The 12,666-nt window shown below is 60.1% G+C and carries 12 protein-coding genes; 6 read left to right on the forward strand and 6 right to left on the reverse strand.

Annotated features, from left to right (window positions below; all coding sequences use genetic code 11):
• Positions 1-15 precede the first annotated feature (15 nt).
• The 4 genes from IM739_RS21715 to IM739_RS21730 form a co-directional block, all read right to left on the reverse strand.
• Complete coding sequence (locus IM739_RS21715; protein WP_237371311.1) at positions 16-1,569, reverse strand: sugar ABC transporter ATP-binding protein; 1,554 nt, start codon at positions 1,567-1,569, stop codon at positions 16-18.
• Between the two features lie 71 nt (positions 1,570-1,640).
• Positions 1,641-2,564 carry a sugar ABC transporter substrate-binding protein gene (locus tag IM739_RS21720; RefSeq protein WP_237371312.1) on the reverse strand — a complete coding sequence of 308 codons (924 nt, stop codon included), beginning with the start codon at positions 2,562-2,564 and terminating at the stop codon, positions 1,641-1,643.
• A gap of 182 nt (positions 2,565-2,746) precedes the next feature.
• Positions 2,747-3,562, reverse strand: coding sequence for a TIM barrel protein (locus tag IM739_RS21725; RefSeq protein ID WP_237371313.1), 816 nt, complete (start codon positions 3,560-3,562; stop codon positions 2,747-2,749).
• Between the two features lie 161 nt (positions 3,563-3,723).
• Entirely contained in the window at positions 3,724-4,755 is a 1,032-nt protein-coding gene (locus tag IM739_RS21730) for a LacI family DNA-binding transcriptional regulator (RefSeq protein WP_237371314.1), read from the reverse strand.
• Between the two features lie 163 nt (positions 4,756-4,918).
• On the opposite strand from IM739_RS21730, the gene IM739_RS21735 reads away from it, so the two are divergent.
• The 6 genes from IM739_RS21735 to IM739_RS21760 all read left to right on the forward strand — a co-directional run bounded on the left by IM739_RS21735 (position 4,919) and on the right by IM739_RS21760 (position 10,228).
• Positions 4,919-6,010 (forward strand): fatty acid desaturase family protein, encoded by a 1,092-nt coding sequence (locus IM739_RS21735; RefSeq protein WP_237371315.1) that lies wholly within the window; start codon positions 4,919-4,921, stop codon positions 6,008-6,010.
• Positions 6,011-6,056: 46 nt separating this feature from the next.
• Positions 6,057-6,371 (forward strand): MocE family 2Fe-2S type ferredoxin, encoded by a 315-nt coding sequence (locus IM739_RS21740; RefSeq protein ID WP_237371316.1) that lies wholly within the window; start codon positions 6,057-6,059, stop codon positions 6,369-6,371.
• Between the two features lie 16 nt (positions 6,372-6,387).
• Positions 6,388-7,593, forward strand: coding sequence for an NAD(P)/FAD-dependent oxidoreductase (locus IM739_RS21745; protein ID WP_237371317.1), 1,206 nt, complete (start codon positions 6,388-6,390; stop codon positions 7,591-7,593).
• Between the two features lie 25 nt (positions 7,594-7,618).
• Complete coding sequence (locus IM739_RS21750) at positions 7,619-8,413, forward strand: 3-methyl-2-oxobutanoate hydroxymethyltransferase (protein WP_237371318.1); 795 nt, start codon at positions 7,619-7,621, stop codon at positions 8,411-8,413.
• Positions 8,414-8,435: 22 nt separating this feature from the next.
• Positions 8,436-9,431 (forward strand): inositol 2-dehydrogenase, encoded by a 996-nt coding sequence (gene iolG, locus IM739_RS21755; protein ID WP_237371319.1) that lies wholly within the window; start codon positions 8,436-8,438, stop codon positions 9,429-9,431.
• A 413-nt stretch (positions 9,432-9,844) separates the two neighbouring features.
• Positions 9,845-10,228 (forward strand): hypothetical protein, encoded by a 384-nt coding sequence (locus IM739_RS21760; RefSeq protein WP_237371320.1) that lies wholly within the window; start codon positions 9,845-9,847, stop codon positions 10,226-10,228.
• A 346-nt stretch (positions 10,229-10,574) separates the two neighbouring features.
• On the opposite strand, the gene IM739_RS21765 is transcribed toward IM739_RS21760, so the two are convergent.
• Both IM739_RS21765 and IM739_RS21770 read right to left on the reverse strand, forming a co-directional pair.
• Positions 10,575-11,648: an extracellular solute-binding protein gene (locus tag IM739_RS21765; RefSeq protein WP_237371321.1), complete on the reverse strand. Its 1,074-nt coding sequence runs from the start codon at positions 11,646-11,648 to the stop codon at positions 10,575-10,577.
• A gap of 23 nt (positions 11,649-11,671) precedes the next feature.
• The gene (locus IM739_RS21770; RefSeq protein WP_237371322.1) at positions 11,672-12,340 is read right to left on the reverse strand and encodes a TetR/AcrR family transcriptional regulator; all 669 of its coding nucleotides are present in this window, start codon (positions 12,338-12,340) and stop codon (positions 11,672-11,674) included.
• Between the last annotated feature and the right edge of the window lie 326 nt (positions 12,341-12,666).

Below are 12,666 nucleotides of genomic sequence, written 5' to 3' on the forward strand. Positions count from 1 at the left end.
CTCCCGGCTGTGTCGTCAATGCGACGCCAGCTCCATAATCTTCACTTGATCGGCCTCGGCCCTGTCCAGGATGCCGGTGACGCGTCCTTCATGCAGCACGACGATGCGATCGCTCATGCCGAGCACTTCCGGCATCTCCGAGGAGATCATGATGATCGCGACGCCCTGTCCCGCCAGCTGCGAGATCAGGCGGTGGATTTCCGCCTTAGCCCCGACATCGATGCCGCGCGTGGGCTCGTCGAGGATCAGGATCTTCGGATTGGTCATCAGCCAGCGGCAGATCAGCACCTTCTGCTGGTTGCCGCCCGACAGGTTGATGATCGGCTCGCGCATGTCCGGCGTGCGGACGCGCAGTCGGTTGGCCATGTCGGACGCTTCCTTCTGAAGCTTGTCCTGCTGGACGAAACCGAACTTGGTATAGCCTTGCTGGAGCACCGCCATCTGGGCGTTTTCCTGGATGTCGAGCAGCAGGAAACAGCCGGTTTCCTTGCGATCTTCGGTCAGGAAGGCCATTCCGTGGCTCATGGCAATGGAGGGCGAGGAAACGTCCACCTGCTTGCCGAAAAGTTCGATCGTGCCGGCATCGGCAGGGGTGACACCAAAGATCGTCTCGGCGACATTCGAGCGACCGGAGCCGACCAGTCCGGCAAAGCCGACGATTTCTCCGGCGCGAACCTCGAAGGACACGTCGCGGAAGACGCCGTTCAGTGTCAGGCCTTTCGCCGCCAGCACGACCTCGCCGATCTTTGCCGGTTCCTTCGGGAACATCTGGGTGATTTCACGGCCGACCATCATGCGAATGATGTCGTCGCGGGTGACGTCGGATGAGTTGCAGGTAGCAATGTACTTGCCATCGCGGAAGACGGAAAACTCGTCGGCAATCTCGAAGAGTTCGTTCATCTTGTGGGTGATATAGATGATGCCCTTACCCTCTTCGCGAAGGGCGCGGATGATCCGGAAGAGATGGTTCACTTCCTTGTCGGTCAGGGCCGACGTCGGTTCGTCCATGATCAGAACGTCGGAATCGAAGGAAACAGCCTTTGCGATCTCGACCATCTGGCGGCTCGCGACGCTGAGTGTGCCCACCTTGATTTCCGGGTCGATGTCGATGTCGAGACGGGCAAACAGCGCCTCTGTACGGCGGTTCATCTCGGCATGGTCGATCAGCCCGAAGCGGCCGATCGGTTCGCGGCCGATCCAGATGTTTTCCGAAACGGTCATCGGCGCCATCAGGTTCAGTTCCTGATGGATCATGGCAATGCCGTTCTGCAGGGCGTCGAGCGGGTTCTTCAGGCGGATCTCGCTGCCGCGCAGGCGGAAGCTGCCGCTATCCGGCGTGTAGATGCCAGCCAATATCTTCATCAGCGTCGACTTGCCGGCGCCATTTTCGCCCATCAGGGCGTGTACGGTGCCGCGGCGAAGCTTCAGCTGGACATCGTCAAGGGCGACGACGCCCGGAAACTCCTTGCGGACATCCGTGACCTCGAGCAGGTATTCACTTTGTGGAACGGCTCCGCTCTGCCTGACCGCCAGCATGGTCTGCGGGCTGATCGCTTGTGATCGCACCATTAGGTGTACTCCTCCCCGGAAAGATCGGTTCGCCGCCACCTCCAATGGCGGCGAACCGGATTGGCATTCTATCAGTTCTTGGTGACGAACTGGTCCATGTTTTCAGGCGTGACCAGCTGGAACGGGATCCAGACCTTGGCGTCGACCTTTTCGCCCTTGGCGAGCTTGATGGCGGCATCCACGGCGCCGGCACCCTGGCCGAAGGCATCCTGGAAGACGGTCACATCGAGGTCACCGGCCTTCATGTAGGCAAGCGCTTCCTGGGTCGCGTCGATACCTGCGACGACGACATCCTTCATGTCCCAACCAGCGGACTTCATGGCATTGATCGCGCCGATCGCCATGTTGTCGTTGTTGGCGATGACGGCGGCGGGCTTGTGGCCTGCTGCGATCCAGTTGGTCATCAGGTCCTGTGCCTTGACCGGATCCCAGACTGCGGTCTGCTCGTCGAGGATCTTCATGCCGGCGCATTCCGGCGTGGCGATCACGTCGTGGATGTCCTTGGTGCGCTGGACGGCAGCCTGGTTGGCAAGGTCGCCGACCATGACGAGGATGTCGCCCTTGCCGCCGAGGATGCGGCAGACTTCCTTGGTTTCCAGCGTGCCGGAATCCACTTCGTTCGATGCGACGAATGCGCCCTTCGGACCCAGTGCATCTACGTCAGCCGGCTGACGGTTGACGTAGACGATCGGGATGCCGGCGTCATTGGCCAGCTTCGTCATCGGTGCCGTTGCCGACGTGTCGACAGCGTTGACGATGATGGCATCAACCTTGGCGGCGATGAAGTTCTGAATCTGCGACAGCTGCTTCTGCACGTCGTCATCGGCGATTTCGATCTGGACCGGCTGGCTCGCATCGCCTGCCGACTTTTCGATGCCCTTGCGCAGAACGGTCAGGAAGGTGTCCGAATTCGCCATCGAGACGCCGATGTCGCCAGCATAGGCGGAAACGGACGTCATCAGCGCGATCGTCGTGCCGAGAATAAGCTTTTTCATGTTTTCTCCTCCACTTTGGGTGTCCGGTGCACCCGAAAAATCCCGGAGCCTCATCCAATTCGGTGAGGTGAGCTCGCAACGCCCTTCTCCCAAAGGCGCATGGAATAAACAAATCCATATTCGAGTTACTGGAATATTTATTCCATTTTAAGGGCGTGTCAATGTGAATCTCGGCCGGGTCCTCAGCCGAGTTTCTGCAGGATGAAATCGATGCTTACGCGCGCCGCCGTTGCGGGGTCCGCATCGCGTGCGGCGTCTGCGGCGAAGGGCTCGAAGGAAAACGGCCCGGCATAGCCGGCGGCCAGGAGGCTACGGATCTGGCCGACATTGTCGAGCCTGTCATTCTGCGTGACCATGACCCGGTGCGGGTCGCGCATGTCGTCGATGCCGACGGTCTCGTCGTCGACACCGGAGATATGCACAAGGCCGGTCAGTTCGGGAAAGATTTCCGGCTCGCCTGCCAGGACATGGTGGAATGTGTCATGCACCAGCTTGAAGCGGCCAGCGCTGGAAATGGCGGCGATTGCCTCGGCCGCTTCCTTCTTCGAGCGCAGCGAACAGATCTGGAAGCCGAGCGGCTCGACCAGTCCGATCAGACCGGCCCGTTCGAGAATGGGTGCAAGCGCCGCAATGGCGGTGCGCAGGTTTGCCTGTCGCTCGCCATCCGCCTGGCCGCTGCCATCGTTGACGGGGACCAGAACCAGCGCCTTGGCACCGCAGGCGGCTGCATAGGCTGCGAGTTCTTTTGCTTCCGCCTCGCGTTCGGGTGTCCATTCGTTGAAGCGCTGCAGGGCATTGATCGAAATGATCTCGGCCCGGCCAGCGGCCGCTTCGGCGCGGATCGTTTCCGGGGCGGTTCCGTCAAGGATGGCGTTGCCGGCGAGGTCGTTGCGGATCTCGAATTGATGGACGCCGATTGCGGCGCCGGCCTTGATCAGGTCTGCAAAGGAAAGCGTAGGCGCAACCATATGGTTGAGCGCAAAAGTGGGGGCCGCCATGGATGTCTCCAGAATGATGTTGTTCCGGGCGGCTCTATCCTCCCGCCTCGTGGGGGAAGGTCATCAGGTTTCATGGCGATCGTCAAAGTCGAACTGTCGTCATTCTCTTTCATTTATGAGAGATTTTGCAAATAATCATGATGCGATTATTTCATTCCATATTAAATATTTTCTGGAACGTACATTTCAAACGGAAGAAAGGTCTGGCCGGGGACGGTAGCCGGTCCGTTCTCGATGGCGGCCACCATCAGGCGCACGAGTTCGCGGCAGAGATGCTGCAGCGGCGTGTGGATGGCGACAGTTACGATGTCGTCGGCCAGGGCCGCACGGGAATCAGCTGTCAGTTCGTTGACCGCAACGACATACTTGCCCGCGGCGTTTTCTTCCCTGAGTGCGGAAATCGCCCCCTCCATGCCGCCGCCTGCCACATAGAAGCCGACAAGGTCTGGATGGCGCTGGATCAGATCGATCGTCGCCTCATGGGTGATCTCACCGCTGTCGAGATTGACGAAGCTGTCTAGCACCTCGAATTCCGGAGCACATTCACGAAAAAAGGAGCGGAAGCCGATTTCGCGCAGTTCGTGACCGTTGAAACGATGGCTGCCGACGAAGACGGCGACCTTGCCGGGCCGTTTGGCCGCCTTGGTGATCATCCAGGCAGCCGTGCGGCCGGCTTTCCTGTTGTTGACTCCGACATAGCCTTCGCGCACGCCGGTGGCAAAATCCGTCAGCAGCGAGAACACGGGGATGTTTCTCGCCTTCAGGTCCTCCACCACTGCCGTGATGGCGGGGTAGTCGGGAGAGACCATGGCGACCGCATGGCAGCGTGCGCCAACATCCTTCAGTTTCTCCGAGCGTTCGGCCGGAGTCTGGCTGGAGGAATACTCGATCTGGGCGATACCACGAATTTCGGCGTAATTTTCAACCGCATTTTCCAGTTCCCGGGCAAAGGCCCGATAGAAAGGCTGGTCGGGCTTTTGCAGCACGAAACCGAGCCTGTATTGCGGCTGGCCTTCAAAGACGCGTTGCCGCAACAGGCTGACGGCATGGAAGCCGATGTCGCTCGCCGCCTGATATACCCGTCGTGCCGTATCCTCCCGCACCTTGTGGCGCCCATTCAGGACGCGGTCCACCGTGGCGACGCTGACATTTGCGGCCTTGGCGAGATCGGCAATGGTTGGTCTCGTTCCCATGAAAACTCCTCTCGATGAGGTAAGTTATCATAAAATGGATCGAAAATGATATAGTTTGATAGAATATATCATGCGCCTATTGAGGTCGGGAAAAAGTGTGCTCATCCTTTGGCATCCGTCAAGACGACGTGGGACCGGTGTCCCTTGGGAGCAGGAGGAGAGCATGGCGAGGATGGCGACAAAGCGTGACTACAGTCTTTTGGGTCGCGATGCGCAGGCAGCGGTGGCCAATGGCCTGTCGGCTGCGGAGTGGTATCATACCGACGTGCCGCGCAAGCAAATGAAGGAGCTGATGAAGCGGGAAGATGGCCCGGCCATGCGCGATACTGCGATCTGGCTCGGCTCCATGCTCGTCTTTGGCGGCCTCGGTATCTATTTCTGGGGCAGCCTCTGGGCTATCCCCTTCTTCCTGGCCTATGGCGTGCTCTACGGTTCTGCCTCCGACAGCCGCTGGCACGAATGCAGCCATGGCACGGCCTTCAAGACGATGTGGATGAACACCGTCGTCTACCAGATCGCCTGCTTCATGATCATGCGCAATCCCGTGACCTGGCGCTGGAGCCATACGCGACATCACACCGACACCGTAATTGTCGGACGCGACCCGGAAATCGCCGTCATGCGTCCGCCGGATCTTCTGCGGCTAATCCTCAATTTCTTCGGCCTGCTCGATGCCTGGCACGCCATGATAGACATGGTCCGCAATGCCTTCGGCGTGATCAGCGCAGAAGAGAAGACTTTCATTCCGGAAAGCGAGCAGCCCAAGGCAATCCAAGCCGCCCGCATCTGGCTCGCGATCTATATCGCGACCGTAGCCCTCGCGGTCTACCTGGGTTCGATCCTGCCTCTGATGCTCATTGGCCTACCACGTCTCTATGGCGCCTGGCACCATGTCATGACCGGCCTGTTGCAGCATGGCGGCCTTGCGGACAACGTGATCGATCATCGGCTGAACAGCCGCACAGTCTACATGAACCCGATCAGCCGGTTCATCTACTGGAACATGAACTACCACGTTGAGCATCACATGTTCCCGATGGTGCCTTATCACGCCCTGCCGAGACTGCACGCGATGATCAAGGACGACCTGCCGGCGCCGAACCTGTCAATCCTCGACGGCTACCGTGAAATGATCCCGGCTTTCCTGCGCCAGCTCCGCAACGAGGATTACTTCCTTAGACGGGAACTGCCGTCGACAGCGAAGCCCTATCGCGAAGACTTCCACGGCGAAGTCATGGCACCGGCCGCCGAATAACGCCGGTCGGCAAACACGAAAATCGAATTTTGGGGAGGAGAACCCGATGAGCAACTGGATCGACATCTGCGACAAGGACGAGATCGACGAAGAGGACGTCATCCGCTTCGACCACGCCGGCAAGAGCTTTGCCGTCTATCGTAGCCCGGAAGACAGCTTCCACGCGACGGACGGTCATTGCACGCATGAGCACGTTCATCTGGCGGACGGCCTGGTGATGGACGACATCATCGAATGTCCGAAACACAATGGCCGTTTCAACTACAAGACCGGCGAGGCAAAGGGGGCTCCCGTCTGCATCAATCTGAAGACCTATCCGGTCAAGGTCGAAGGCGGTCGCGTCTTCATCCAGGTCGGCTGAGATGGGCACCTCTGGCATGGTGATCATTGGGGCCGGCGAGGCGGGCGTGCGCGCGGCCTTTGCTCTCCGCGAGCAGGGCTATCAGGCAACCGTCACGCTGATCGGTGACGAGCCGCATCTCCCTTACGAACGTCCACCCCTGTCCAAGCCGGGAGCTGAGGCTGATGCCGTGCGGGCCATTGCCGCGGAAGACCGGTTTTTGGAGGCAGGCATCACGTTTCTTCGGGGCCAGAAGGTTACCTCCATCGACCCAGGCGCTCACACGTTCGCCCTCGATGGTGAGAATCCGCGGGACTACGACCGGCTGCTTTTGGTGACCGGTGCCTCGCCACGCATGGTTCCGGGTCTTCACCGGAGTGATCGTGTCCACGTCCTGCGAACAATCGAGGATGCCGGGGCCATCCGGCGTCATATGCGCAAAGGCAGCCATCTTGCCATTCTCGGAGGCGGCTTCATCGGACTGGAGCTGGCGGCGATGGGACGGATGCTCGGCGCCGATGTCACGCTGATCGAAGTACAACCCCGCGTCCTGATGCGCGGCGTTCCGGAGACACTGGCCGCTACACTCCAGGCGCGGCACGCCGCAGAAGGTGTCGAGTTGATCTGCGGTGTCGGCATCAATTCCATCACGGACGACGAGACTTCCGTTTCGATCACGCTCGCTGACGGTCGCCGGATCGAGGCCGATGCCTTGGTGGTCGGCATCGGTGCCCAGCCCAACACGGCGCTCGCTGCGGAGGCTGGGCTGGCCATCGAAAACGGCATTGCGGTGGATCATCATCTTTGCACGAGCGATCCGGATATCTTTGCCGCCGGTGACTGCTGCTCTTTCCCGATCGCAGCATATGGCGGCCGGCGCGCGAGACTTGAATCCTGGCGCAATGCGCAAGAGCAGGGCAATGTCGCCGCGGCAAACATGTTGGGCAAGGCGGAAATCTTCGAGGCCGTGCCCTGGTTCTGGTCCGATCAATACGACTTGACCCTGCAAGTGGCTGGCCTTGCTGACAGCGCCGCGTCCACCGTGCGCCGCGCGCTCTCATCGGAGGCCGAAATTCTCTTTCACCTTGATGGTGAGGGACGATTGCTGGCGGCAAGCGGCTTGGGTCCAGGGGGCTCCGTAGCGCGCGATATCCGTCTTGCCGAGATGCTGATCGCGAGGCGGGTCCACCCGGACCCGGCGGCGCTTGCCGACCCTTCCGTCAAACTGAAATCCCTTTTGTAGGCGCAGGGCGCCAGAGGACAATCCCATGAAATCCAACCGTCCCACCGTCGCCGACATTCTGGCACTCAAGGGCAAGCGGCAATTGAGCATGCTGCGTGTCGTCACGCTGGAAGAGGCAGAAGCCGCGGAGAAGGCCGGCATCGAAATGGTTTCGGTGCCGCCGGCCCTGCTCGGCCCCGCTTTCCGCGAGGCGGCTCCCACCGTCTTTGCCGTGCCAGGCCTTGAATATGGAGACTACGTCACTGCGGAGGAATACCTCCGCGCCGCCTTCCAGGCGATGCGCGCAGGCGGTGACGCCGTCTATTGCGCAGCAAGCCTCGGCATAATCCGCCGGCTGCGCGACGAAGGCATTCCGGTCTGCAGCCATGTCGGCCTCATCCCCTCCAAGGCGACATGGACAGGGGGCTTCAAGGCTGTCGGCAAGACGGCCGAAAGTGCGCTGGCGATCTGGATGGCTGTGCAGGCGCTCGAGGAAGCCGGTGCTTTCGCTGCCGAGATCGAGGTGGTTCCGGCCGAAATTGCCTCCCTGATCAGCGCAAGGACCTCGCTCTTCATGATCGCAATGGGCGCCGGCGCCGGCTGCGATGCGCAATACCTCTTCGCCGATGACGTGCTTGGCCAGACCCGCGGGCATGTCCCGCGCCATGCCAAGACCTATCGCAATTTCGCGGCCGAGTTCAGCCGCCTTCAGGAAGAGCGGATTGCCGCCTTCCGGGAGTTCCGCGAGGACGTCGACCGCGGCGCCTATCCCGCAGATCGGCACAATGTCGGCGTGCCGGCCGACGAACTCGCCCGCTTCCGCACCATGATCAACGGCTGATCAAGCCACAGGAGACCAGACCATGTCAGTGAATTTTGCCCTTCTAGGTGCGGGCCGGATCGGCCGCGTCCATGCCAAGGCCGTCAGCAGCAATCCAGACGCGCGGCTTCTCGCCGTGGCCGATGCCTTTCCGGCTGCGGCCCAGTCGATTGCGGCTCAATATGGCGCAGAGGTTCGCACTATCGAGGAAATCGAGGCTGCGCGTGACATTGACGCCGTGATCATCTGCACACCGACAGACACGCACGCGGATCTGATCGAGCGATTTGCCCGGGCCGGCAAGGCGATCTTCTGCGAGAAGCCCGTCGATCTGGATGTCGAGCGGGTAAGGGCCTGCATCAGCGTGGTCAAGCAGACTGGCGCCAAGCTGATGGTCGGTTTCAATCGCCGCTTCGATCCACACTTTATGGCGGTCAAGCAGGCGATCGACGACGGCAGGATCGGCAAGGTCGAGATGATCACCATTACATCGCGTGACCCAGGTCCGCCGCCCCTCGACTACATCGGCCGTTCCGGTGGCATTTTTCGAGACATGACAATCCATGATTTCGACATGGCCCGCTTCCTGCTCGATGGCGAGGTAATCGCGTCTGTCTCCGCGCATGCCGCCGTTCTCGTCGATCCCGCTATCGGCGCCGCTGGCGACTATGACAGCGTGACCGTCGTCCTGGAGACCGCGAGCGGCCGGCAAGCGGTGATCTCCAATTCCCGCCGCGCCACCTACGGCTATGACCAGCGCATCGAAGTACATGGCTCCAAGGGCTCGGCATCCGCAGAAAACCAGCGCCCGATCTCGATCGAGGTCGCGACAGCCGAGGGCTACACCCGCCCGCCCCTGCACGATTTCTTCATGACACGCTACACCGAGGCCTACGCCAACGAGATCGCAAGCTTCATCGCGGCCTTAGAAAGCAGTGCCGCCATGTCGCCGAGCGGGGAAGACGGATTACGCGCTTTGGAGCTCGCGGACGCAGCGTTGGAAAGTGTGCGGTCCGGAAAACGGGTAAGTCTCGTTTGACAGACGGACCAAAAGACCAACGAACTTGCGCGCTCTTCCCGGGCCAGCCTCGTTGACCGCTGTAGCGCTGTCTATTTCACCACGGCTACTGCGGATCTGCGTCACCGAAAAAGGAAGACTTCCGATGGATTGCGGACACACATCGCGCTTTTGGACTGTTCCGCCGGTGTCAAAACCCGGTGAGGCCTTATACCCTCACGTCCAAAAGGAAGGCACGGCATCGATTTGAAGCTGCACGACGCAAACGCCGGCCGCCCGGGGCAATGGCGCTCACCCACTTGCCATCACGGCCGCATTTGTGGGTGAGCGCGTTGGGCCAATTATGCCAATCTTTCTGGCGGGGCAGACAAGATTTCCGCCTGACGCGCTGTCGGAGTTCGTATGAAAGCCGGATGAAACTTCAAGCCAGCGACATGGCCCAACCGGTCAGGGATATGGGCCGAGCCATCATGGCGACCGGCGTAGCCTCAGGGTTGGGTCGCGCGACAGAAGCGGCAAAGGCTGCCGTTGAGAACCCGCTCTTCAATGGAACAAGCCTCCGAGATGCCAAGGGCCTGCTCGTGTCGATCTCAGCCGCTCGAGAGTTGACATTGCTCGAGGTCGACGAGGCCGCGGGTTACATCCGCAACCAAGTCAACGGGGATACCGATATGATCCTGGGCGCAAATCTGGATGACACCCTCGGCAACAACCTGCGGGTCTCGATCATCGCTTCAGGCCTCAATGCGCCGGCGGAGGTGGTTGTCTTGGCAGACCATGTAAAGCGGCGTTCTGCGGTGCATGAAACGGTTTCATGAGAGCAGGCACCTTGCGAACATATTGAGGAAAAGAATGTTGAACCGGCTTTTGGAACGGTGGGAACATGGGAAGAAGCGTTCACTGCATTGTCGATTTCCACGGCGAGTATATGAGGACTGATGAATCGGCTCCTCAGGCTAGCCTCAACCGAGCTTGTTGTGGAAATGCGACGCAACCGGACAGGCACGAGCGCTGCCGCCGCGACTGATCCATATAGTATTTAGTATTCGCTGGGGGCTCGGGCTAACCGCAGTTTGGTCGTTCGACATATACGCGAAGACGGTCAGGATTTGCCCTTCTTCGTCGTAACGGACAGATCCACCGCGACACGTCTCGCATCGGCGATCAATAGCCCGACTTGATCTTCTCGAACTCCGCGATCATGCGCTGACGCAGTTCTGTCGGCATCGGCGACTGGAAAAGGGTGCTGGCAGTGAATTTGTCGATGTCGGCAAACCCCTTGTCTGCCATGATCTTGGGATCGACTGCCGCCATGCCCTTCGCGTTGGAATGCCCGTAACCCCAGCTTTCCACCATATAGCTGCTGATGGCGGGGTCGGTGATGGCGTTGAGGAAGCCGTATTGCTGTTCCTCGCTGCCGGCTCCACCCTTCAGCCGCACATAGCCACACACCCAGGTGGAAATGCCTTCCGTGGTATTCTTGTTCATGGCGACCGCAACGCCATCGGCAGCAAGTGTCGTCGCCGTCTCGTTCCACGCCCAGGCCAGATCGACCTCACCGCCCGCCATGGCTTGGCTGAGGTCGGTGTTGTCCGTCCAGTAGAGCCGAACATTCTGGTGTACGGCGCGCAGGAAGTCTGATGCCTGCTTGAACTGCTCATCCGTGAGCGTGGTCCAGTCTTTCATCCCGATCGCCAGGCTCGCCAGGGCATAGGCATCGTCGACATTGTCGCCGATCGAAACACGATCCTTGAACTTCGGATCGGCGAAGGCCTTGAGCGACGTGACATCCTCCGGCTTCACCGTATCTGTGCGATAGGTGAGAACCGTATTCCCCCATTCGAAGGGCAGAAAATAGGCCGTACCATCATCGGCCGTCATCAACCCCTTCATCGCCTTGATGCCGGGCAGGACGTCGTTCCAATTGGCCAGCTTGGACGTATCGAGCGGCTCCAGCAGGCCTGCGTCTCGCCATTTCGAAACGCTTTGCGAACAGGGATGGGCGAGGTCTGCGGTGAAACCGGAGCGCAGCTTCTGGAAGGCCTCCTCTTCGTCGCCGAAGAAGGAGAAGTCGGGCTCGCTGCCAAACTTCTCCGTATAGGTTGGATGGAAAGCGGGATCCTCATAGCCGGCCCAGTCGAACACGACGATGTTGTCGGCCGCAGCCGCGGCGAGCGCGACGCTCGCCAGGAGACCGGAAAGCAGGACGGACAGTCGTAATGCAGTTTTGGGCTTCATGCCGATCTCCTTGGTCTCTGTTGCTATGTCGGGTCGGGCCCCTCGCGGGTCATGTGCCGCGGAAAAAGTCCGACGAGGAATTCAATAGCCGCTGCATGCGCCGCATCGCGCGTCAGCCCGTCGTTCATCATGAGGCGCCACCAAAGGCCCTCGAGTGTTGCGCACAGCGCAAGCGTCGTGGCTTTCGGTTCAAAGGTGTATCCGGCTTCCGCCTTCAGTGCCGTAACGATATCCTCGAACAGCTGCTGATACTTGGCATCCCGCGCACCGCAGAGTGCCTGATAGGTCGGTCGCGACTTCGCCTCGCCCCAGAAGGCACACCAGGCCGCGAGCTTTCGCCGCGTGGTAAGCTTGCGATCGAAATCCGCAGCGACAAGCGCCCAGAGCTTGGCTGCGGGCGGTGGGTCGGCTTTCTCGTAGGCCCCCATCCAATGGCCGGCATATTCATCCGCCATGAACTGAAGCGTGGCGATGAGAAGCCGCTCCTTGCTTTCGAAATGGAAATTCACGATGCCGCGCGACAGTCCGGCTCCATCGGCCACATTGGCGAGCGTCGTTTCCGCATAACCACGTTTTGCCAGCGAATCGATCGTCGCCTCGATGAGCTGTTGCTGGCGGGTTTCCTTGGAAGCCTTGCGGCCCTTCTTGTCGCCGGGAACTCCCGCTTCGGGGAGGGCGTCTATCGACTTCATGCTCTGGGTCCAGTTCCGAACGTATCTGTCCGCGTGCTCAGGCATCATCGCCGTGCACCCGGTTCATCAGCTTTGAGATGAGCGCGACGTCAGCCGTCACTGTCAAGGACCTTCTTGCAAATGATGCGCGTGGACAGAGACTGGAACACCCGACCGTCCGGCCTGCCCTTTCCCCATGGATGCCCCACGAAACCCTCAGCCATTCTGACCTTCCCTTTGTCCACATCAGAGTAGCTCATTCTCACAACTTTGCAACAAACTTGCTGAATGTTCATTCAATATAGATGGACAAGCATTCGTTTTTCATTCACTTTTGGTGAAACGCA

Source organism: Rhizobium sp. SL42, assembly GCF_021729845.1.
In the GTDB taxonomy this organism is placed as follows: domain Bacteria; phylum Pseudomonadota; class Alphaproteobacteria; order Rhizobiales; family Rhizobiaceae; genus Allorhizobium.

Coding starts and splice junctions, on each gene's coding strand:
- IM739_RS21730 (WP_237371314.1), bottom strand. CDS start 4,755: ATGGGAACGAGACCAACCATTGCCGATCTCGCCAAGGCCGCAAATGTC.
- iolG (WP_237371319.1), top strand. CDS start 8,436: ATGTCAGTGAATTTTGCCCTTCTAGGTGCGGGCCGGATCGGCCGCGTC.
- IM739_RS21750 (WP_237371318.1), top strand. CDS start 7,619: ATGAAATCCAACCGTCCCACCGTCGCCGACATTCTGGCACTCAAGGGC.
- IM739_RS21745 (WP_237371317.1), top strand. CDS start 6,388: ATGGTGATCATTGGGGCCGGCGAGGCGGGCGTGCGCGCGGCCTTTGCT.
- IM739_RS21725 (WP_237371313.1), bottom strand. CDS start 3,562: ATGGCGGCCCCCACTTTTGCGCTCAACCATATGGTTGCGCCTACGCTT.
- IM739_RS21720 (WP_237371312.1), bottom strand. CDS start 2,564: ATGAAAAAGCTTATTCTCGGCACGACGATCGCGCTGATGACGTCCGTT.
- IM739_RS21760 (WP_237371320.1), top strand. CDS start 9,845: ATGGCCCAACCGGTCAGGGATATGGGCCGAGCCATCATGGCGACCGGC.
- IM739_RS21715 (WP_237371311.1), bottom strand. CDS start 1,569: ATGGTGCGATCACAAGCGATCAGCCCGCAGACCATGCTGGCGGTCAGG.
- IM739_RS21770 (WP_237371322.1), bottom strand. CDS start 12,340: ATGAAGTCGATAGACGCCCTCCCCGAAGCGGGAGTTCCCGGCGACAAG.
- IM739_RS21735 (WP_237371315.1), top strand. CDS start 4,919: ATGGCGAGGATGGCGACAAAGCGTGACTACAGTCTTTTGGGTCGCGAT.
- IM739_RS21765 (WP_237371321.1), bottom strand. CDS start 11,648: ATGAAGCCCAAAACTGCATTACGACTGTCCGTCCTGCTTTCCGGTCTC.
- IM739_RS21740 (WP_237371316.1), top strand. CDS start 6,057: ATGAGCAACTGGATCGACATCTGCGACAAGGACGAGATCGACGAAGAG.